The sequence below is a fragment of the Candidatus Formimonas warabiya genome (assembly GCF_002777255.1).
GTDB lineage: Bacteria > Bacillota > Dehalobacteriia > Dehalobacteriales > Dehalobacteriaceae > Formimonas > Formimonas warabiya.
Map to the genome: position 1 here is coordinate 4,242,612 of NZ_CP017634.1, position 21,260 is coordinate 4,263,871.

At 46.4% G+C, this 21,260-nt stretch carries 19 protein-coding genes; 17 read left to right on the plus strand and 2 right to left on the minus strand.

Annotation, left to right across the window (positions count from 1 at the left end; genetic code table 11):
• Window positions 1–4 precede the first annotated feature (4 nt).
• Window positions 5–520: a hypothetical protein gene (locus tag DCMF_RS19265; RefSeq protein WP_148135923.1), complete on the plus strand. Its 516-nt coding sequence runs from the start codon at window positions 5–7 to the stop codon at window positions 518–520.
• Window positions 521–611: 91 nt separating this feature from the next.
• Here DCMF_RS19265 and DCMF_RS19270 read toward each other — a convergent pair whose 3' ends face one another.
• A complete protein-coding gene (locus tag DCMF_RS19270) occupies window positions 612–2,381 on the minus strand; it encodes a sigma 54-interacting transcriptional regulator (protein WP_148135924.1) in 1,770 nt (589 codons plus the stop codon).
• A 581-nt stretch (window positions 2,382–2,962) separates the two neighbouring features.
• Here DCMF_RS19270 and DCMF_RS19275 point away from each other — a divergent pair.
• The 13 genes from DCMF_RS19275 to DCMF_RS19335 all read left to right on the plus strand — a co-directional run bounded on the left by DCMF_RS19275 (window position 2,963) and on the right by DCMF_RS19335 (window position 18,546).
• Entirely contained in the window at window positions 2,963–4,138 is a 1,176-nt protein-coding gene (locus DCMF_RS19275; protein WP_148135925.1) for a thiolase family protein, read from the plus strand.
• Window positions 4,139–4,198: 60 nt separating this feature from the next.
• Complete coding sequence (locus DCMF_RS19280; RefSeq protein ID WP_148135926.1) at window positions 4,199–5,653, plus strand: 4-hydroxyphenylacetate 3-hydroxylase family protein; 1,455 nt, start codon at window positions 4,199–4,201, stop codon at window positions 5,651–5,653.
• 13 nt (window positions 5,654–5,666) lie between these two features.
• Window positions 5,667–6,506 (plus strand): 3-hydroxyacyl-CoA dehydrogenase family protein, encoded by an 840-nt coding sequence (locus DCMF_RS19285; RefSeq protein WP_148135927.1) that lies wholly within the window; start codon window positions 5,667–5,669, stop codon window positions 6,504–6,506.
• A 69-nt stretch (window positions 6,507–6,575) separates the two neighbouring features.
• A complete protein-coding gene (locus DCMF_RS19290) occupies window positions 6,576–7,340 on the plus strand; it encodes an SDR family NAD(P)-dependent oxidoreductase (protein ID WP_148135928.1) in 765 nt (254 codons plus the stop codon).
• Between the two features lie 98 nt (window positions 7,341–7,438).
• A complete protein-coding gene (locus DCMF_RS19295) occupies window positions 7,439–8,362 on the plus strand; it encodes a CoA transferase subunit A (protein ID WP_236860069.1) in 924 nt (307 codons plus the stop codon).
• 24 nt (window positions 8,363–8,386) lie between these two features.
• The gene (locus tag DCMF_RS19300) at window positions 8,387–9,280 is read left to right on the plus strand and encodes a CoA-transferase subunit beta (RefSeq protein ID WP_148135930.1); all 894 of its coding nucleotides are present in this window, start codon (window positions 8,387–8,389) and stop codon (window positions 9,278–9,280) included.
• Between the two features lie 15 nt (window positions 9,281–9,295).
• Window positions 9,296–10,072 (plus strand): enoyl-CoA hydratase-related protein, encoded by a 777-nt coding sequence (locus tag DCMF_RS19305; protein WP_148135931.1) that lies wholly within the window; start codon window positions 9,296–9,298, stop codon window positions 10,070–10,072.
• 106 nt (window positions 10,073–10,178) lie between these two features.
• A complete protein-coding gene (locus DCMF_RS19310; RefSeq protein WP_148135932.1) occupies window positions 10,179–12,122 on the plus strand; it encodes an oxidoreductase in 1,944 nt (647 codons plus the stop codon).
• A gap of 577 nt (window positions 12,123–12,699) precedes the next feature.
• Window positions 12,700–13,890 carry an amidohydrolase family protein gene (locus DCMF_RS19315; RefSeq protein ID WP_214658737.1) on the plus strand — a complete coding sequence of 397 codons (1,191 nt, stop codon included), beginning with the start codon at window positions 12,700–12,702 and terminating at the stop codon, window positions 13,888–13,890.
• Window positions 13,891–13,932: 42 nt separating this feature from the next.
• The gene (locus DCMF_RS19320; RefSeq protein WP_148135934.1) at window positions 13,933–15,234 is read left to right on the plus strand and encodes an MFS transporter; all 1,302 of its coding nucleotides are present in this window, start codon (window positions 13,933–13,935) and stop codon (window positions 15,232–15,234) included.
• 32 nt (window positions 15,235–15,266) lie between these two features.
• Window positions 15,267–16,571, plus strand: a complete 1,305-nt coding sequence (locus DCMF_RS19325) for an MFS transporter (RefSeq protein ID WP_148135935.1) — start codon at window positions 15,267–15,269, stop codon at window positions 16,569–16,571.
• A gap of 36 nt (window positions 16,572–16,607) precedes the next feature.
• Window positions 16,608–17,741 (plus strand): M24 family metallopeptidase, encoded by a 1,134-nt coding sequence (locus DCMF_RS19330; protein WP_148135936.1) that lies wholly within the window; start codon window positions 16,608–16,610, stop codon window positions 17,739–17,741.
• A gap of 163 nt (window positions 17,742–17,904) precedes the next feature.
• Window positions 17,905–18,546, plus strand: a complete 642-nt coding sequence (locus tag DCMF_RS19335) for a GntR family transcriptional regulator (protein WP_148135937.1) — start codon at window positions 17,905–17,907, stop codon at window positions 18,544–18,546.
• 21 nt (window positions 18,547–18,567) lie between these two features.
• Here DCMF_RS19335 and DCMF_RS19340 read toward each other — a convergent pair whose 3' ends face one another.
• Entirely contained in the window at window positions 18,568–19,350 is a 783-nt protein-coding gene (locus DCMF_RS19340; RefSeq protein WP_214658738.1) for a glycerophosphodiester phosphodiesterase, read from the minus strand.
• Window positions 19,351–19,486: 136 nt separating this feature from the next.
• Here DCMF_RS19340 and DCMF_RS19345 point away from each other — a divergent pair, with 136 nt between their 5' ends.
• The 3 genes from DCMF_RS19345 to DCMF_RS19355 are packed head-to-tail and all read left to right on the plus strand — an operon-like array spanning window position 19,487 to window position 21,234.
• Window positions 19,487–19,867, plus strand: coding sequence for a GntR family transcriptional regulator (locus DCMF_RS19345; RefSeq protein ID WP_148135939.1), 381 nt, complete (start codon window positions 19,487–19,489; stop codon window positions 19,865–19,867).
• On the plus strand, window positions 19,848–20,546 hold the full coding sequence (locus DCMF_RS19350; RefSeq protein ID WP_148135940.1) for an ABC transporter ATP-binding protein: 699 nt from the start codon (window positions 19,848–19,850) through the stop codon (window positions 20,544–20,546). Before DCMF_RS19345 ends, DCMF_RS19350 begins: the two co-directional genes overlap by 20 nt.
• Entirely contained in the window at window positions 20,539–21,234 is a 696-nt protein-coding gene (locus DCMF_RS19355) for a hypothetical protein (RefSeq protein WP_148135941.1), read from the plus strand. Before DCMF_RS19350 ends, DCMF_RS19355 begins: the two co-directional genes overlap by 8 nt.
• Window positions 21,235–21,260: the final 26 nt, after the last annotated feature.

A 21,260-nucleotide genomic window follows, 5' to 3' on the forward strand; every position in this document is an offset into this window, starting at 1 on the left:
AATCATGTGGAAAAAAATAACGGGGATATTGTTAATCATGGGTGTGCTTCTCACAGGAACGATGGTATTTGCGGCGGAAACAACAACCGGGGAAACAACGAAAGGTAAAATTTCCGCAAAATTGCAGGATCTCAAAGAAAAGAGGGCTGAAGTACAACCCTTAATTAAGGAAATTCGTACCAACCGGACCCGTCTGCTTCAATTAAGGGCGGACGCCAGAGCTGCTTACCAGGCAGCAAAAGACAAAGTCAAAGAACTGCTTAAAAACAAGGATGATCTGACGCCGGATCAAACGGAGGCACTGAAAGAGGCCATAGCCACATTAAAAGAGGATAAAAGCGAGATGGAAAGTACGTTGGGAGACATCCATAAAGAGGCCCTCAACCTCAGGGCAGCAAGAAGAGACCGGGATATGGCTGCGTACGAGGAAGCGCTGCATAATATTATTGCCGTGCAAAATACCAGAATGGATCATTTGGAACGAGCGATTAGTGACATGAATATGATTGCAGGTATGTAGAAATGAACTCAAAAAACTGCCCTATGACTAACGTTATAGGGCAGTTTTTTGACGTAAAATAGAATCCCTCAAGAACAGTTATATTCCTTCATTATAAAAGTTCATCTTCGTCAACAGTGATCTGGTATTTCTTTATTTTTCTTGATAGTGTTGCCGGATCAATTCCAAGAGCTTTTGCGGTTTTTCTAACGGATCCGTTGTCTTCTATTGTAGAAGCAATAATACGCTTTTCGAACTGTTCAAGTGATTGTTTCAAATACCCGCTAGGTTTGGTAGCCAGTGCTGAATCGATCAGGAGTTGGTGAGGAATATTTTCTAATATGATTTCATCAGAACTTATGACGAATAAATATTCCATGAGGTTCTCAAGTTCTCTGACATTGCCTGGCCAGTGATAGTTACAAAAAACATTGATTACTTTTGATGAAATAGCCTTCTTCTTTTTATAACGGATGTTCAACTGTTCTAAAAAATGGTAGGTTAAGGAAAGAATATCCTCTTTCCGATCTTTAAGGGGAGGGATCGTGATAGGGATGACACTTAATCGATAGTAAAGATCCTCTCTGAATCTTTTTTGTTGAACCAGTTCGGCAAGGTTCCTATTTGTTGCCGCGACAACTCTCACATCAACCTTAATGGGTTTTTTATCACCCAGCTTAAATATTTCCTTGTCTTGAAGCACACGCAACAGTTTTGCCTGAATGCCAAGGGGACATTCTGATATTTCATCCAGAAATAATGTTCCCGTATTCGCTAATTCAAATATACCTGGTTTACCTTGTAAATTTGCACCTGTAAAGGAACCTCTGACGTAACCGAAAAATTCCGATTCAGCAAGTTCATGGGGTATTGCCGCACAGTTGATTTTAATAAAAGGTCCGTTTTTTCTTGGACTGTGGGTATGAATAAATTTTGCCAGGACTTCTTTTCCCACGCCGGTTTCCCCTAAAATTAATACGGTACTGTCAAATAAAGCTGCCTTTTCGGCTAGGTTGAGCACAGTCCTGATGGATTCACTTTTAAAATTAAATTCTTTTTGAAGCTGTTGACGATACTCCATTAGTTCGGAGCAATACTTGGCGGAATATTGTCGTGCAATAGCAAGTTCTTTTTTTAATTTCAGTAATTTGGATAAATCTCTCACGTTACAAATTACGGATAAAATGTTGCCGTTTTCATCAAGTACAGGGTTTGCTGTCGCGAGAGCTGAGATTCCGGTTATGTATTTATGTGTAATGGTGATGGTTTTTTTTTGCTCAATGGCTAAAAGAACCGCTGATTGTTCACACACATTTTTTTCTACAAATTCCTTCATATTCTTATTTAGAACAATTTCACGGCTAAAACCGGACATACGCTCATAGGCAGAATTTACATAGAGTGTGTTGCCCACACTGTCTGAAATCCATACGCCATCGTAGGATGACTCTAATATTAACAGAAAAAATGAACCTATCGGACCGGAAAGCCATTTTTTAAAATCCAGTTCAATTTCATGAAAAGTGTAGACATTATAATCATGTTTAATTCTACTAAAAGATAGTTTGCCCACTAAAATATCGTCATCATTGATGACCCAGGGACATTTGGGAGAATTGTTATATATGGTTGAGTTTTCGTAAGTAATATCACTTGGTTGTAATTCTTCGATCAGATCATTTAGCCCATTGTCAAGACTGTCTAAGTAATGTATTTTTTTGAAAAGGTTTGTTTTAGAAATCACACCAAGAAGCCGGTTTTTGTCATCCACTACCGGTATTTCTTCATCAGCAATTTGAGAAAACTTGAGGCAGATATCTCTGATTCTTTCATGATTTAATGCAACGATGGAAACAGGGTCCATGAAATCTTTCACATACATATACACCTTCTCCTTCCCATGTTGTTTTAGAAGAAAAAGCGATATTCAGAATTTTCCCTTGCGTCACAGGTTTTTTTCTTTGCCGAGAAACTGGTTGACTTTTATATCCTTCCTTAGTGGCAACCGGATGCTGTTGACTTCATCTATTTTCTTCACCATTCATATGGAGGATGTGAAAGAAGAAAGGAAATATATGTATTCTATATATTATACAGTAAGGACATTTGTCTTGTCGATATGTTTATTGTAGGGTATCTGTTGTTTCCTATTATTTATCAATATCACAAATTATAGGGCATAATTACTTCATAATAGAAATTCGGATAGAGTATGGGCTTATGAAGTGGAGTTTGATTAGAGAGAGGGAAATAATAAAAAATTGGGTAGGCAACATTGCAACAATCTTAACGTGAATTGCAGAAACGCTGCATCCTTATTTTGAAATTTGGGCCGGACTTCTTAGGAATTTCCGGCTTAATTTTTTGGCATAAATCTTGCACTAAAGATATAAGCCGAAAAGAAACTGGATTTGCTGTGAAAGATTAGGGTAATTTGATTGAATTCGCTGGAGGTGCAGAGAATTGCGTGAAGTTGTGATCGTTGGAGCAAAAAGAACCCCAATCGGAGACTATCTGGGATCTCTGAAGGATGTTAGCGCCGTTAGACTGGGAATTGTTGCCGCAAAGGGAGCCATGGAGCAGGCCGGGATTGGGCCTGGGCAAATTGAAGATGTTACCTGTGGGATGGTTTATAAGGAAGGGGTAGGAGGTAACCCGGCCCGGCAAATCCAGCTGCAGCTTGGTATTCCGGCTGAAACATGCGCTTGCACAGTTGACCAGCAATGTGGTTCTGCCATGAGGGCCTTTGAGATTGCCACCCAACAAATATTTTTAGGGAAAGCTGATGTGGCGTTATGTCTAGGAATTGAGAGTATGAGCCGTGTTCCTCACCTGGTGCTGAATATCCGGGAAGGGGTAAGAATGGGCGATACCTTTCTCTATGATGCGTTAACCTATGATGCTTTGGTTGATATCAACCTGGGTTATCATATGGGGGTAACGGCTGAAAACGTGGCGGAGCTTTATGATATCACGCGCCAGGAGCAGGATGAACTGGCTGTAATGAGCCAGCAGCGTGCCTCGAAAGCCATTGCCGAAGAAAAATTCAAAGATGAAATCGTCCCTGTAGAGATTGAAACAAGAAAGGGTGCTACAGTTGTGGACACGGATGAGCATCCCCGGGCAGATGCTTCCATAGAAAAAATGGCTAAATTAAAACCTGCTTTTAAGAAAGACGGCACAGTGACCGCTGCCAATGCGTCCGGGATCAACGACGGGGCTGCGGCGTTAGTTATTATGTCCGCGGAAAAGGCTCAAAAGCTGGGTATTAAACCCCTGGCAAAGGTATTGTCAACGGCGGGTATGGGGGTGAAGCCGGAAGTAATGGGATTGGGGCCTGCCTATGCGATACCTAAGGCTTTGGCATACGCAGGTTTAACACAAGATCAAATTGATTACTTCGAAATTAATGAGGCATTTGCGGCTCAGTGGTTGGGGGTCAATCGGATTTTGGATATTCCCTTCGATAAAATTAATGCCAATGGTTCCGGAATAGCCTTAGGACATCCGGTAGGCTGCACGGGAATCAGGATCATTGTTTCACTCCTCTATGAAATGCAAAAAAGAAATGCCAAATATGGTTGTGCCTCCTTATGCGTGGGGGGAGGACCGGCCATGGCTACAATAGTGGAGAGGTAAAAGCTGATATAAGTACACGTGGGTGTCCAGGAAAAAATAAAAAAGGGGGGTATTGTTCAAATGATGAATTTTCCTGAGTACAAAGACTCACTGCGCAAGCTAAAAACGGTAGTCTATTCGTTTGGGGAAAAAATTAACAATGTGGTGGACCATCCTTTATTTGAACCGCATATCAACAGTGCAGGTCTGACCTATGAATTGGCCCATGACCCCCGGTACGAAGATCTCATGACCGCTACTTCTCATCTTACCGGGGAAAAAATTAACCGCTTTACCCACATTCATCAGAGTACCGGAGACTTGGTAAAGAAAGTAAAGATGCTTCGGATGATCGCCCAGAAAACCGGCACCTGTTTCCAAAGATGCGTGGGTTTTGATGCAATGAATGCTATTTATTCAGTTACTTATGAAATGGATCAAAAGAATGGCACTGACTATCACACTCGCTTCAAAGAATATGTAAAGGCAGTGCAAAGAACAGATATGATGGTAGCAGGCTCTATGACCGACCCTAAAGGGGATAGGAGCAAGAGCCCCAGTGAGCAGCCGGACCCCGATGCTTTTGTCCACGTGGTAGAAAAAAGGGAAGATGGGATTGTGATCAGAGGAGCCAAGTCACACCAAACCGGAATCTTAAATTCCCATGAAATGCTGATTATGCCTACAGAGGCTCTCATGGAAGCGGATCAGGATTATGCGGTTTGCTGTGCCGTTCCGGTAGACGCAGAAGGCATATTGCATATCTTTGGCCGTCAAACCAATGATACCAGACGGTTAGAAGAAGGCGCGGGCATAGATTTGGGAAACATCAAATACGGTACCGTAGGAGGCGAGTGCCTCACCGTATTAAACGATGTATTTGTGCCCTGGGAAAAAGTATTTATGTGTGGGGAGTATGAATTTGCCGGGATGCTGGTAGAAAGGTTTTCCTCCTATCACAGGCAAAACTATGGCGCCTGTAAAACAGGAATTGCAGATGTCATCATTGGGGCAGCCGCCGGGATTTCCCAATACAACGGTGCTGCCAAGGCATCTCACATCAAGGATAAGGTTGCCGATATGATCCATATGCAGGAGACTCTTTATTGCTGCTCTATCGCTTGCTCTGCCGAAGGGAGTCCCACTGCTGCGGGAAACTACTATGTAGACACTATGCTGGCAAATTGCGGCAAATTAAATATTACCAGGTTTATCTATGAGATCTGCCGTTTGGCTCATGACATTGCCGGTGGATATGTGGCCACTCTTCCTTCTGAAAAGGATCTAAAACACCCGGAGATTGGAAAGTATGTGGGAAAATACCATAAAGGGGTGCCGGATGTTCCGGCGGAACATCGAATTCGCATGGGCAGACTGCTGGAATGTCTCACTGGGGGAACTGCTTTACTGGAATCCATGCACGGGGCCGGCTCGCCTCAAGCGATGAAGATTATGCTTTTACGCCAGGCAAATCTCAACCATAAGTTCAAATTGGCCTGCACATTGGCCGGAATCGCTCCTGCGGAGAAAAAATAGGGAGGAGTCTATCATGAAAAATGTTTTAATCATCGGCGCCGGCACCATGGGAGCTGGAATTGCCCAGGTTGTGGCCGAGGCAGGCTACCACGTTTGGCTTTGTGACATGGAAGAAAGGTTTGTCCAAAAAGGGATGTCCCGGATTAAGAGAAATCTCGACAAAAAGGTAGAGAAAGGCAAACTGGAAGCTTCCGCCCCGGTTATGGAGAGAATTACACCTATTACCAATTATGAAGATGCCGGAAAACAAGTGGACCTGGTTGTGGAAGCGATTGCGGAGAATTTAGAGGCGAAAGAAGCACTGTTCATAAAACTGGACACTTTCCTATCTCCTGACACCATCCTGGCTTCCAACACCTCGGCTTTCAGCATTACCGGAATGTCGTCGAAAACCAAACGGATGGACAAGTTCATTGGGATGCACTTTTTTAATCCGGTTCCCCTGATGGAACTTGTCGAACTGATTAAGGGAGTAGGAACTTCCGCTGCCACTTATGAAATGGTACAAGGATTCGTCCTCAGTTTAGGCAAAACTCCCGTGCAGGTTAATGAGGCTCCGGGATTCATCGTGAATCGTATGCTGGTGCCTCTGATCAACGAGGCTGTTTGTATTCTGGCGGACGGCGTGGCAAATGCGGAAGACATTGATCAGGCGATGAAACTAGGTGCAGGGCATCCCATGGGCCCGCTGGCCTTGGCCGACCTCATCGGTTTGGATATCTGTCTCCCGGTAATGGAAACTCTCTATCAGGATTTTGGTGATCCCAAATACAGACCATGCCCCTTACTGAAGAAGATGGTAAAGGCGGGCTTTCTAGGCCAAAAAACAGGGAAAGGATTCTATACGTATTAATATTTTTTTGACAACTCGTTCAAGAGGCTGATTCAAGTACACATTTTTGCAGGGAGGGAAAAGTCTGAAATGAGAACACCATCTTTTGATTTGACCGGCAAGGCAGCGATCATTACCGGCGCCACAAAAGGGCTAGGCTACGGGATGACCCATGCGTTAGCAAAAGCAGGGGCTGATGTGGTAGTGGTGAGCCGGACCAAATCGGATTGTGATGCTGTTGCCGAGGAAATAAAAAGCGCGGGGGGAAAAGCTATTGCTGTGCCTGCCGATGTAAGCAAGCCGGAAGAGATCCAAGCTCTTGTGGATGTCACGGTTCGTGAATTTGGCAAAATAGATATTCTGGTCAATAATGCAGGTACCGCCATCACCAAGAAGGCGATCGAGCTTACAGAAGAAGATTGGGACAAAATTATGAACGTCAATTTAAAAGGACCGTTTCTTTTAGCCCAGGCGGTAGGAAAACAAATGATGGCGCAAAACAGCGGCAAAGTAATTAACATTGCGTCCATGTTTGGCCTGGTGGGAGATGTAAACGTGCTGCCTTATCTATGCAGTAAGGGTGGTATGATCCAAATGACCAGGGGACTGGCTTTAGAGTGGGCGCGCTATCATATCCAGGTTAACGCGGTGTGCCCTGGTTATGTAAAAACCGCTTTGAATACCAGTGAGCTGGACACCGAAAAGATATTTAAATATATTACCGGAAAAACGCCCATGCGCAGGTATGGTGAGATTTGGGAAATTGCGGGTATGGTACAGTTTTTAGCCTCTAGTGCTGCTGATTTTATGACAGGGGCAATTATCCCTGTTGATGGAGGATGGACAGCTCAATAGTAAACCCATGAACGAATTAATAGAATCTTCTGCCCGGAAGATCAATTGACGGAGAAAGCTGTGCGCATGATCAGAGAATTAGAAGGGGGGCAGTGAGCTTGGATAATTACAAAAAGCAGACAGACAAAAGAATGTCCTTAAAAGAGGCAATAGAAAAATTTGTCCCGGACGGATCCGGGATTGCTTTTAGTGGGATGGGCGGGGCCCAGTGTGTGGCCCAAACCTATGAAATCATTCGCCAGGAGAAAAAGGATTTAACTTTGTTTGGCGATAGCCCCTGTGAAGCCGGTGATTTGCTGGTGGGAGCAGGCTGCATTAAAAGGATGGAGATTGCTTGGTGTGCTTATGCTGTAGCGGGACTTGCGTACAACTTTCGCAGAGCTGTGGAGGAGAAGCTTCCCCATCCCATCGAATTACTTGATTTTTCCAATGCCACCATCGGTTTGCGCTTTTTGGCCGGAGCGATGGAGGTACCGTTTTTACCGACAAAATCACTTTTGGGGTCAGATTTAGTTAAATATAATCCCCATGTGATCATTTCCGAAGATCCCTATACGAGGGAGAAGGTAGCCTTGGTACCCGCGGCAAAACCCGATGTGGCGATTGTTCACGTATCCAGAGCAGACAGAAGAGGGAACGCCCAAATGTACGGGTTTCACTCCAATGCGGAGAACCTGGCCAGGGCGGCCAAAACCACGATTATCACCTGTGAAGAAATAGTCGGCACGGATGAAATCAGGAGAACCTCCAACCTCACCATTATTCCGGAATATTGTGTCGATGTAGTTGTAGAGTTGCCCTTTGCCTGCCATCCCTGGAATATGCCCTATGCCTATGCTTATGATATGCCTTTTCATATGCCTCAATTAGCGCAATTTAAAACCCGGGAAGGGTTCTTAGTATGGATGGATGAATGGTGCTTTAATCTGGAAGACCATGAGAAGTATTGTGAAAAAGTCGGCTGGAAGCGGCTTCACAAATTAGCTGCCCTGGAGAGCAAATTCTGCCGGGTACCATACTGAAGCAGTCGAAAAGGAGGGATAGTCATGGTTGAAAATAAGTATCCGGAAAACTATACCCCATCAGAATTTTTGGCGGTAATGGCTGCCCGGGAAATAAAGGATGGGGAAACCATTTTTGCCGGCGTGGGCGTTCCCCTCTTGGGCGCTTTAGTGGCCAAGTTAACCCATGCCCCTAATGCTATCTTAGCAATGGAATCAGGCAGTATCGGCCCTCAGCCCCACCGGCTTTTTTTAGGGATTGGGGACAATCCCTGTGTAGAAAATGCCCTGTTTACCACCTCTCTGTGGCGCTTATTCTGTGATCAGCAGAAAGGATATTTTGATGTAGGCATGGTGGGAGGGGCCCAGGTCGATAAATACGGGAATTTAAACAGTACCGCCATATTTGGCGCAGGGGACTATTTTAAGCCTGCCTCCCGGCTTCCGGGCAGCGGGGGTGCCAATGATATCGCCAGCAGCGCAGGGAGAACGATCATTACCATGCCCCTGCAAAAAAGACGTTTTTTAGAGAGGGTTGACTATATCACATCTCCGGGGTACATCGATGGTGATGGCTCCCGGGAAAAGCACGGCCTGCTTCGGGGCGGCCCGGAAGCTATTATTACCAATAAAGCTATTTTCAGATTTGACCGTGTCACAAAAGAGGCCTATTTAGACAGTGTTTCTCCGGGAGTGACGATTGAGGATGTGAAGAAAGAGGTGTCATGGGACCTAAAAGTAGCCGAGAACGTGAAGGATACGGAACCCCCGACAGAAGAACAGGTTCGTTTAATTAGATTATTGGATCCTAATCAAATCTACACGGGAAGCGGGTTGAATCATCTTACTTTTGATTGTTATATCAAGATGTTGGAGGATTCGCTGGTTTCTCTGCAGGGGCTTTATGAAAAGCAGGAGGAAGAAATAATGAATGAATAGATGGGGGGGAAGAAAATGAACTACTTGATCTGCGAAAAGAGTGAGGGGATTGGCATCATTACCATTAACCGCCCTCAAGTTCTGAATGCCTTAAACTCAAAAGTTTATCAAGAGCTTTTGAAAACGGTACTAGATTTAGAGGCTGATCCGGAAGTCAGGGTAATTATTATTACGGGAGCAGGCGGAAAAGCTTTTGTCGCCGGAGCGGATATAGCTGAAATGAAAGATATGCATGTGATGGAAGCGCTTGATTTTGTAAAATTAGGAAATCAAGTGTTTTCTACGATTGAGGATTTGACGAAGCCGGTAATAGCAGCAGTGGAAGGATTTGCCCTTGGGGGAGGTTGTGAGCTGGCCTTGGCTTGTGATATTCGGGTGGCCGGCAAAAAGGCGAAGTTTGGCGTGCCTGAGATTAATTTAGGCATTATGCCGGGAAACGGGGGAACCCAAAGATTACCACGGATCATTGGTAAAGCGAAAGCGCTGGAAATGATCTGGTCGGGTGCACCTATGGGAGCAGAAGAGGCGCTAAGGATGGGGCTTGTCAACTATGTGACTGAAGCTGGTGCAGCATTGAATAAAGCAAAAGAGTTGGGCAGGACCTTTGCAGAAAAAGGTCAGATTGCTCTTAAGGCTGCCCGAAAAGCAGTAAACTACGGATTAAGTACCGATATAAAAACAGGAATTCAATATGAAATGGCCCTGTTCGGGGGATTGTTCTCTACAAAAGACCAAAAAGAAGGAATGGAAGCGTTTTTGGAGCAGCGTAAACCTAATTTTCAAAACGAATAGGGTAGGAATTTGGTTTATTGACCTGGGTCCGGAGGAGCATGCAATTGATCCGACAAGAATGTTCCCCTGATAAATCCGGAGCAAAAGACAACAGGAGGAGAAACGAATGACTCGCCAATTTACGAAGTTGTTTGAACCAGGCTGGATCGGAAAATTGAAACTTCGCAACAGGGTTGTGCTGGCCCCGATGGCAACCAATTTTGCCGGACCGGATGGCAGCTATACACAAAGACAGATCGATTATTACATGGAGCGTGCCCACGGTGGTGCAGGTTTGCTCATTACCGGAAACCACAAAATCGAGAATCAAATAGAGTATTTTGCCGGGCCCCGCCCCCGAGCCGATGGGGATCACCTCATCGCTTCCATGACGGACTTGGCAGATGCGGTACATGATAAGGGAGCGAAAATTGCCCTTCAGCTGAGTGCGGGCGGAGGGCGAATTGTGCGTCCCGCCAACCCCAAAGTGTCTCCGGTATCAGCCTCAGCCCTACCGTCCTGTGCCGATCCGGCCATCATTTGCCGTCCCTTAACCAGCGCGGAAATCGAATATTATGTTAACGCCTTCGGGGCAGCAGCCCGGCGGGCAGAAGCAGCGGGTTTTGACGCCATCGAGATCCACGGTCACGCCGGTTATCTCATTGATCAGTTCCTTAGTCCGGTTTGGAACCAGCGCACAGATGCGTACGGCGGTAACCTGGATAGACGTTTACGCTTTGCCACGGAGATTGTCAAGGCCATGCGCAAGGCAGTGGGACCTGATTTCCCCATCAGCTTCCGGTTCTCAGTGGAACAGAAGATACCCGGGGGCCGGGGGATTGAGGAAGCCCAAGCTATTGCCCGCCGCCTGGAGGCCGTGGGGGTGGATGCGATTCATGCCGATGCGGGATGCTACGAGGCCATAGAATGGATTTTTCCGCCGAATTATCTGGGCGATGCCTGCATGCTGGACATGGCCGACGCCATCAAGCAGGCGGTCAAGATTCCCGTGATTGCCGTAGGCAACATGACCCCTGAGGAGGGAGAAGCGGCATTGGAGGCAGGAAAAGCAGACTTTATCGCCTTCGGACGGGCTCTGATAGCCGACCCCCACTTGCCCAACAAAGTGCGGCGCGGGCAGCGGGAAGAGGTAAGACCGTGTGTGCGCTGCAACGACCGCTGCTTCGGCCGTACAAGCGCGTCCAAGCCACTCTCCTGCACTGTTAATGCCGGTGTGGGCCGGGAACAGGCTTACCGGATGAGAAAAACAGCGCACCCCAGGCGGGTACTGGTAATCGGCGGCGGCCCGGCCGGCTTGGAGGCGGCCAGAATTGCCGCCGGGCGGGGACATCAGGTTAGGCTGATGGAGAAAGGTCCTGCGCTTGGCGGCACCTTGAAGGCGATCGCAACTCCATCCTTTAAAAAAGAGCTGCGCCAGATGGTGGAATGGTGGAAGCTTCAGTTGTGCAAGCTGGGGGTAGATGTGCGCCTAAACACCCCGGTGACCCCTGAGGCTTCAGTGCTTGCATGGGCCGACGCCATCGTTGTTGCAACGGGGGGGCGGCCGCTGCGTCCCGCTATTCCCGGCATAGAAGGTGACATCGTAGTTGACGTACTGGACTGGCATCTGGAGCGAAAACCGGTCAGAGGCCGGCGGGTAGTGATTGCAGGGGGCGGCCTGTCAGGCTGCGACACTGCCCTGGAACTGGCGATGGAAGGAAAGGATGTCACCATCGTGGAGATGCTGGACGGCGTAGCGCGCAACCTCAATGGGGCGCACCGGGCATCCCTTCTTCGCCTGCTGAGCGAGGATGGTGTTAGGATTTTGGCGGAGCACCGGATTAAAGAATTTCGTAATAACAGCCTGGTCGCTGAGGGTCCAGATGGTCAGGAGCTAGTCGTTGAGGCAGATACGGTCATTTACGCCTTCGGTATGCTGCCGGACGACACGCTGGCCCGGGCTATCCAATCCAAGTGGCCGGAGGTCTTTGTGATCGGGGACTGCCTGAGGCCGGGAAAGGTTGGCGAGGCCGTACGCGCCGGTTTCGCCGTTGGCTGGCAGATCGACTGACGGACCTACCCCTTCTGCAAACAGGTGCTTGAACCATTTCATGCGGTCTGCTATTGATTCGTAAAGATTTTAATTATAGGGACTATTCCAGTTGATCCCGCTGTTTATCTCCAGCGGGATCATATTTTTTTATTAGCCCTAATAATCGATCACTAGCACAAATTATATCCCTGTTAGCACTTTCCATGAGAAATATGGTATGGAGGAATAAATAACCAGTGAAGGCCGGGTAGGGAAGGGAATCATGAAAATCGGGCGGGCAACATTGCAACAGTTTTGATATGAATTGCAGAAACGCGGCAGCATTGGTTTCAGATTTGGGCCGGATTTGTTGGGGATTTCGGGTTAATTCTTTTTGGCATCAATCTTGCACTAGAATAAAGCACTCAGAAAAGGGACGGGATTGCTGTGCGTAATATCTTATTTGGCGCCCCTATGAGGAACCGGGTAGGGAGGTGGCAACATGACGTAATATTTGGGGTAAATGCAACGGGTTGTGATTCTTAGCGTTACCTATAGACAGAAATAATAAACGGAAGATAGCGAAAATAATAACATTTACATGGAGGGTTTTCTAATGTTAGCGATTAATGGTGGGCATTTGTTTGATGGAATTGGTGATGACTTTCAGAAGAATGTTTCGGTGACCATAGAAAAAGATAAGATTATGAACCTGGGGTATGGGGCAAAGGCGGAAAAGACATTGGACGCTACCGGATGTTATATCCTTCCCGGACTAATTGATTGCCATGTTCATATAAACTGGATTCCCGGACCGGACCCTCAAGGCTTTATCACGGGTAAATCGGATAGTTTTATCGCGTTGACTTCATGCAATATGGCATACAGAAATCTTTCCTTAGGTATTACCACGGTCCGTGACTGCTGCGCCCAAACTACCACCGGGATGGCTTTAAGGGATGTGATTAAATCGGGGATTATTGTAGGCCCCAATATCGTTACCTGCGGCCCTGCTTTAGCGATCACCGGCGGGCATGGTTTTTTTCTTTCCGCGGAAGTGAACGGGGCGGACAATGTAAGAGCGATGACACGGAAATTATTTAAGGACAAAGTAGACTTTATAAAACTGATGGCTTCAGGAGGCGTCTATACCGAAGGAGAAGAACCAGGTTTCCCCCAGATGACCGTCGAAGAAATGACTGCTGCCTGTGAGGAGGCCCATAAAAGAAGCAAAAAAGTCACCGCCCATGCGGAAGGGTTAGCAGGTATTATGAATGCATTGCAGGCGGGAGTAGACGGGATCGAACATGGAAATATGGCTGATGATGAAGCGATAGAGATGATGGTTAAGAAAGGCGTATATCTGGTTCCGACGTTAGTATGCTTTGAAAGCATGGCTAAACCGGGGGCCGCTGATTTTGTAGTGCGCAAATCAGAAATCATGAAGTTGGCAAGCAGGAACATGATTAAGAAGGCCATCCAAGCAGGGGTAAAAATTGCCGCAGGTACCGATTCCTCGGCGCCCAACAATCCCCCGGAGAATTATTTTTGGGAATTAGAGCTGTTCCATGAACACGGCATGTCCAAGCTGGATGCTTTGAAAGCGGCTACGTCCCGGGCAGCGGAGGCCATTGGCGTGGATTATACCGGTTCTCTGGAAGCAGGTAAAATGGCAGACATCCTGGTCGTAGAAGGCAACCCCTTAGAGGATCTCGGCAATCTAAGAAAAATAAGGTACATTATTAAGAGTGGACAGGTGGTAGTGGATGGTGACAGGACCTATTTCCACAGAACTGTAAACATGTAAATACGTAAGAGATAGTGAGAATAATGAATGGAGGAAAAATAAATGAGCACTCCTGAACTTGCCATAAACAGACCTCAAAAATCGTCAAAAATGAAAACCATCGTTGGTGGGACGATCGGTAATGTGCTTGAATGGTTTGACTATGGTTTGTATGGTTATTTTGCGGCTGTCATCTCGGCTAATTTCTTTCAATCCAAGGATCCCTTGACAGCTTTGATGCTTACGTTTGCTGTTTTCGGCGTAGGCTTTGTCATGCGGCCTTTCGGAGGAATCGTATTTGGACATCTTGCCGATAAGGCCGGGCGCCGTACTACTTTGTCGGCGACGGTAGTGATGATGGGACTGGGAACCTTTATAGTGGGATGTTTGCCTACCGCAGACCAGGTTGGTGTGCTGGCTCCTATTTTGCTGGTTACGTGCCGGTTGTTGCAGGGGATGGCTACAGGAGGAGAGTGGGGCACGTGCACATCCTTTTTGGCCGAGTATGCCACACCGTTCAACCGGGGATATATCGTAAGCTGGGCTAGTGTCACCATGGCCGGTGGTCTGCTCCTAGGTTCCTTATGCGGCGTTTTATTATCGAACTTAATGTCTCAAGAGGCATTGTATTCATGGGGCTGGCGTATTCCTTTCATGTCCGGCCTCATCATCGCTATTTACGGTTATTATATCAGGAGAGGCCTGGAAGAAACGCCGGTTTTCGAAAAAGCTGTGCAAAACTGCGAAGTATCAAAAAGCCCATTAATAGAAGTCTTACAACATCATCGTAAAGAACTGCTCGCTTTAATCTTCTTAATTGCCGGCGCCACCACATCCTATTGGTTAATTTTGACCTATATGACGACCTTTATCATTAAAATTCTTGAACTACCTGCGACAACGGCTTTCGGATTGAATTCTTTACTATTAATTACCTATATGATTTGTTTGCCTTTCTTTGGCATGTTAACAGACCGCATCGGGCGAAAAAAGCAAATGCTCATAGCCTATGGCGCATTTGCCCTATTAGATTATCCTTTGTTTAGCATTTTAAGTTCAACCTCAAATTTAGCCGTGATGATATTTGTCATTGAAGCCCTGGGCATTATTCTGGCGATGGCGATTGCCGCAGGTATGCCTATGGTTGCGGAAATGTTTCCCACCAGGGTGCGGGCCAGCGGGTTTGGTATCGGTTACAACATCGGACAAGCGCTTTTTGGGGGAACCTGTACCTTTATCGTTACCTGGCTTATTAAAGCTACGGGTAATCCTAATTCAGTTGCTATTTACCTGGTCATTTTAGTGCTCATCACATTTTTTGATGTTTTGTTGTTTATCCCGGAATCATACAGAAAAGAGTTTTAACCGGTAATAATCTAGAAAAGGGGGGAGTAAAATTGGGGGCAAACCCAGTGGTTAATCCTCATAAAAATACCCGTTTTGCCGTAGTAGTTACATCTGGGCTTGTGGGCAATATTATGGAATGGTTCGATTATTCCTTATATGCATATTTTGCGGCGACAATATCGGCTAACTTTTTCCCGACCGAAGACCCTTTAGTGGGGCTGATTCTATCATTTCTGGTTTTCGGGCTGGGTTTCTTAGCCCGTCCTTTCGGTGGCCTTGTTTTCGGGCATTTTGCAGATAAGATAGGGAGAAAGAACACTTTGTCGGCAACCGTTATTTTAATGGGCGTCAGTACATTCGCCATGGGAATCTTACCGACATATGCGCAAGTCGGCATTGCGGCACCTATCCTGCTGTCTTTGGTGCGGATGCTGCAAGGGATTTCATGCGGCGGCGAGTGGGGAAGCGCCGTCTCATTCCTGGGCGAATACGCAAAACCAACGAACAGGGCTTTTATTGTAAGCTTTGCCCAGGTGGGCATCGCTTTAGGGCTTCTGCTGGGAGCGCTATTTGGATTTTTCTTAAGTTCCGTAATGCCGAAGGAGGCTTTAGATTCATGGGGATGGCGCATCGCTTTTCTTTGTGGGATCATTGTAGCACTGTTCGGATACTTTTTGCGCAGAAATGTTGATGAAACACCGGCGTTCAAGGAAAACCTCCAGAAAGAAACGATTACCAGCAGTCCGCTTAAGGAAGTCTTCCGGAATCATAAAAAGCCGATGATTACCATTTTTTTGCTTTGCATGGGAGGGATGGTTACATACTGGCTGCTCTTCACCTATATGGCGACCTTTATTTCCAAGTTCCTGAAATTGCCCGTAACCACCGGTTTTTCATTGACGGTGGTAACCCTGATCGCTTATTCCATCGGTTTGCTTATTTTCGGATACCTGTCAGATAGAATCGGCCGGAAACCATTTATGGTTGCCGGCACCGCCGGCATTGTTTTTCTGGGTTATCCGCTGTTTAAAATATTGGCCAATACAACGACCTATTGGCAAATGGCGTTAATCGTATCTTTACTTGCTTTTATGTTCTCTTCTTTTCAGGCCGCCAATACTGTGGCGATGTCTGAGCTTTTCCCCACCAAAGTCCGGGTGAGCGGTTTTTCCGTGCCGTATCAATTAGGAGCAGCAATATCCGGAGGGACGGCTATGGCCGTCGCTACCTGGCTTGTCAAAGTGACCGGAAATGTAATGTCGGTTCCGGTTTATATGTGCTCCATGCTGGCAATTACCTTTTTAACGGTTGTATTCCTTTACGAGGAGACCAGGGATAAGCCATATGAAGAGTAGTCCGCTTTTGACAAATAAAAGGAATAGGTAGAAACGATGAATTATCAATTACGAAGAGAGAAACTGATGACTTCCCTGGAGAAAACGGGAATTAACAAAATATTAATCCAGGACAGGGAAAATATATACTATTTGTCCGGATTTAGCTATACGGTAAGCGGCCGGCCCACCGGGCTGTTGATGATCGGGGATAAAAGTACTCTAATCATTCCCAGGATTGCAGAGGGCATGGCGCAAGCGACCGTGAGGGATGCAGACCTTTCCGTTTATTATGAGCAGCCGGAAGGTGCTTCGGAGGGAGTAAGTTTCTATGCCAAACTGGCTAAGGCTTTGTTACCCGGATCACCGGGCGGTAATATCGGCGTAGAAGCCGGCCGGCTGTCTTTGTCTGATCTTAAGTTTTTGAACTCACTTGGATTTCAGGTACAAGATATTAACGGGCATCTGCTGCACATGCGCGCGGTGAAAGAAGCGGAGGAACTGGACACGATCCGGGTTGCCGGCCGGTATGTTGATTATAATGTCCAAAAATCGTTGGCATCGATACATCCGGGAATTTCAGAGATAGAAATTGATCAACGGGGCGTCATGGCGCTTCATCAAGAGGTGGAAGCGCATCATCCGGGCACCGATTTAGGTTATTTTTCTTTAACCGTATTGGGTGCCACCAGAACCGTTATGCCTCATACCTATTCCAGCATGCGCAAAATGCGGCCGGACGATCCGGCCGTTCTTTGCCGGCAAGTGACCATAAACGGGTATAATGCCCAATGCGACCGTGTCGTCTTTTTGGGTGGACCCAATCAGGAACAGAAAAAGTATTATTCTCTCGTGTTGCATGCCCATGAAGCCGGGATGGAAGTGATCCGGCCGGGAATTCTTGCCTGCCAGGTCGATAAAGCAATACGTGAAGTATATGAAAAAGCGGGGGTTTCCCAATATTGTGTCCATAGGTCAGGGTCAGGAATAGGGATCGGCAGGCAAGAGGCGCCTTATCTTAGTTTTAACAGCCAAGAACTGATCCGGGCAAACATGGCCCTTATCGTCCAACCGGCCCTTTACATTCCTGGGGTGGGAGGTTTTAGGTGCACGGACACCGTTATTGTTCAGGAGGGCGGGAAAGAAATAATTACAAGTTGCCCAAGAGGCATCAATGCGCTGACACTGTAACCAGTTTTGCCCAAAAGCAGCACTGATTCTAGAAACCGTATCATAAGCGTTACCGAAAATTTCACCTGACTAACTTGGCTTACTCTGTATTCGCAGTTCTAGGGTTTGGTAAAAAGCAACCAAACCAAGAGCTTGCTTCATTCTTTTTAAAGGGGAGATAGGGGTGGCTGGAAAAAAGCAAATAATCGAAAAGGTTTATGAAAATTTAATACGCAGCATTATTAGTATGGATTATAGCCCCGGACAGGTGCTCAATGAGTCGAACATTTCCCATGATTTTGGCTTAAATAGAGTACAGGTACGGGAAGTATTTCAGCAACTGAAAGATAAAAAATTTTTAACGATTATTCCCAGATATGGCGCTCAGGTCTCCCTGATTGATTTTCGGTATATGAAGTATGTTTTTGAAGGGGTTAGGATCCTTGAAGGATATGCCACCAGGCTTGCTGCTGAAAGAATTTCCGATCATAAAATCAGGGAGCTGGAAGACATCGTGAAAAGGATGAAAGGGTATAATATTGAAACCGAGTTTAAAACAATTATCCTTGAGGACGAAAGGTTTCATAAAATTATGAGTGAAAGTTCCCAGAACGGCTGTTTGAGGGAGATCCTTTTTGACTTAAAAATGCATACGGAGCGTCTGTGGTTTTATTTCCAGCAGGATCTGAATGATAGTGCTTTATTCTATGAAACACTATCTAATATTGTTGAGGCAGTAAAAATCAGGGATGTGGAGAGAGCAGAGCTTTTAGCGAAACAACATATTGATGATTTTGTGGGTTTGATAAAAAGAAAATTATTATAAGAAAGACACAGTCTGCCGTCCCTATGTCTGACATTCCGAGCAGCATGTCTTGCGATCCGGGAAATCACTAAAGATGCCGTCCACACCTGCCTTTGCCACCCAAAGGTATTGCTCATATACATTAATGGTGTAGCAATTCACTTGAATACCCCGGATTCTTGCCTGGCGCACCCATGGGGCGTCGACAGATTCCCAATGCGGGTGTAAGAAATCGGCACCGGTTTCCCGGCAAAAAATAAGCGGATTGACCGGGCGGCATGCAAATAGGGCCCCCGTGCGCATATAGGGATTCATTTCTTTAATCAATTTTAGGGACGGGTGATAAAAAGAAGAGATGAATACTCTTTCTCCTACCTGAAATTTTTCAATTAATTTCAGGACTTCTTTTTCAATTCCCGGGTAAATGATCAGGCCGTTCTTAATTTCAATATTGGCTTCCAGATCGGTAGTTCTAAACCAATCCAGAAATTCGGCCAGTGTAGGGATTTTTTCTCCGGAAAACTGTGGGCCGTACCATGAGCCAAAATCCAGTTTTTTTAACGCGCTCAGGGTTAATGCACTGATTTTACCTGTCCCGTTACTGGTCCGGTCTATTTTCCAGTCATGGCAAATCACCACTTGCCGGTCCTGCGTTAATTGCACATCCAGTTCTACCCCGTCTGCTCCCAGTTCTTGGGCCTTGAGGAACGAACTCATGGTATTTTCCGGAGCATACCCTTTTGCACCCCTATGGCCATAAATTTTCATTGTGGCACATCCCTTCCCCAAAAATGACTGTCCGATATCACAGCTTTTTACAGGCATACCGCAAAGCCACCTCAGCTCATTATATGGATGAGTAGGAAACCTTGTGTTTGTATGGAGGATATGAAAAAGCATTTGACAGGACTGCTTTTCTAGTGTACCATGTAATTAGTACAGTATGACAGGGGGTGGCTAGATGGATTTTGACGCGCGAGCACCTATTTATCTGCAAATCATGGAGAAAATTGAAAAAGAAATTAGTACAGGCAAGCTGAGGAAAGGAGAAAAAATGCCTTCAGTGCGGAATATGGCGGTGGAATTAAAAGTGAACGTGAATACCATGCAGCGTGTGTATCAGGAGCTGGAGAGGGAAGAGGTCCTGTATACCCAGAGAGGAATCGGCTCTTTTGTTACGGAAGATGATCAAGTGATTGTAAAAATAAAGGGTCAACTGGCCGACCGGCTGTTGCAAAATTTTGTGCAGGGCATGAAAGAATTGGGCTGGGACCAAAACGACATCTTGCGATGTCTGAAGGAATATATGAAGGAGGACAGACATGGAACTGTTGAAAGCTGAGCAGATCACAAAAAAATATTTTACCAAGCCGGTTTTGCAAGGCCTGGATCTCATCCTGGAAGAAGGAAAGATATACGGCTTGTTGGGTCCCAATGCCAGCGGGAAAACTACCCTGATGAAAATCATGGCCGGGGTGGTGCAGCCTTCCGCGGGGCAAATAACGATCCAGGGCAACCGGGTGGGCGCAGAGACCAAACAGGTGGTATCCTTTATGCCTACGGTAAATCATTTGCCCAAATGGATGAAGGTAAAACAATGCCTCTCCTTTTTCCGGGATATCTTTCCTGATTTTGACCCGGAGAAGGCCCGGGAACTGATCGGTGAGATGGACCTGAAAGAAGAGCAAAAGGTGGGTTCCTTATCGACGGGGATGATCGGCAGGCTGAAGCTGGTTTTGGCTCTGGCCCGAAAAGCAAAGCTCTATGTGCTGGATGAACCTTTGAACGGGCTGGATCCGGTTTCCCGGGACAAAGTGCTGAAAGTAATGCTTTCCGCCTGTCAGGAGGATAACACCATCCTGATCTCCAGCCACATCATCAACGAACTGGAGAACACCCTGGACGAAATTATTTTTCTCGATCAGGGCAGGGTTGTGCTCTCCGGAAATGCGGAAGAGTTTCGAAAGTCGAAAGGGATCTCCATCGATGCTTTGTACCGGGAGGTGTTCGGAAATGTTTAATATCATGAAATACGAATGGATCAAAAGGTGGAAGTTTTTTTTGGCAGGATTGGTGCTCTTCCTGCTGCTGGATATCGACTTGGTAAACAGAGTCCTGCATCAGGTCAGCCCTACCGGCCTGGCGGCGGCCCTTGGTGCCGTACTGATGGCTATGGTGATGGCCCTGTTTTTCGGCCATATCCTCAGGATGTACAGTACGCTTTTTAGTGACGAGGGCCTGCTGTTTTTAACCATCCCCGTGAACGGATACCAGTTTCTGGGCGCCAAACTCTTGGCCGTAGTCATAGAATGCCTTGCCGTTGCCGGGTTTGTAGGAATTGTCGGATATATTGATTACCTGGTCGTAGCTCCCTTGCTGGGAAATATCCCTTTCCACTTCACAATCCCCTCTGACTGCGTCTCGGCAGGTGGGAAAATAATATTTTTAGGTCTATTGTCTTATGTAACCCTGTTGTTAATGGTCTATCTGTCCATGGTATTGGCGAAAAGTATTTTTGCGCCGGTCAAGCATGGGAAGGTACTCTCTTTTATTATTTTTCTAGTGATGTCAAAAGCGCTCACCGAACTGGGGGTTTTTGTTGACGGCCAAGGACTTGATCAGATAGGCACCTGGGTATTTATGGTCGCGCTGGTAGCTTTATTATTCGGTTTAACCGGATACCTGCTGGACCGGAAAATAAATATCTGATTTTCTTTTGTCGTCAAAAGTTTTCT

Coding starts and splice junctions, on each gene's coding strand:
- DCMF_RS19305 (WP_148135931.1), top strand. CDS start 9,296: ATGAACTACTTGATCTGCGAAAAGAGTGAGGGGATTGGCATCATTACC.
- DCMF_RS19340 (WP_214658738.1), bottom strand. CDS start 19,350: ATGCCTGTAAAAAGCTGTGATATCGGACAGTCATTTTTGGGGAAGGGA.
- DCMF_RS19330 (WP_148135936.1), top strand. CDS start 16,608: ATGAATTATCAATTACGAAGAGAGAAACTGATGACTTCCCTGGAGAAA.
- DCMF_RS19350 (WP_148135940.1), top strand. CDS start 19,848: ATGGAACTGTTGAAAGCTGAGCAGATCACAAAAAAATATTTTACCAAG.
- DCMF_RS19300 (WP_148135930.1), top strand. CDS start 8,387: ATGGTTGAAAATAAGTATCCGGAAAACTATACCCCATCAGAATTTTTG.
- DCMF_RS19265 (WP_148135923.1), top strand. CDS start 5: ATGTGGAAAAAAATAACGGGGATATTGTTAATCATGGGTGTGCTTCTC.
- DCMF_RS19320 (WP_148135934.1), top strand. CDS start 13,933: ATGAGCACTCCTGAACTTGCCATAAACAGACCTCAAAAATCGTCAAAA.
- DCMF_RS19270 (WP_148135924.1), bottom strand. CDS start 2,381: ATGTATGTGAAAGATTTCATGGACCCTGTTTCCATCGTTGCATTAAAT.
- DCMF_RS19310 (WP_148135932.1), top strand. CDS start 10,179: ATGACTCGCCAATTTACGAAGTTGTTTGAACCAGGCTGGATCGGAAAA.
- DCMF_RS19315 (WP_214658737.1), top strand. CDS start 12,700: ATGTTAGCGATTAATGGTGGGCATTTGTTTGATGGAATTGGTGATGAC.
- DCMF_RS19285 (WP_148135927.1), top strand. CDS start 5,667: ATGAAAAATGTTTTAATCATCGGCGCCGGCACCATGGGAGCTGGAATT.
- DCMF_RS19345 (WP_148135939.1), top strand. CDS start 19,487: ATGGATTTTGACGCGCGAGCACCTATTTATCTGCAAATCATGGAGAAA.
- DCMF_RS19290 (WP_148135928.1), top strand. CDS start 6,576: ATGAGAACACCATCTTTTGATTTGACCGGCAAGGCAGCGATCATTACC.
- DCMF_RS19280 (WP_148135926.1), top strand. CDS start 4,199: ATGATGAATTTTCCTGAGTACAAAGACTCACTGCGCAAGCTAAAAACG.
- DCMF_RS19355 (WP_148135941.1), top strand. CDS start 20,539: ATGTTTAATATCATGAAATACGAATGGATCAAAAGGTGGAAGTTTTTT.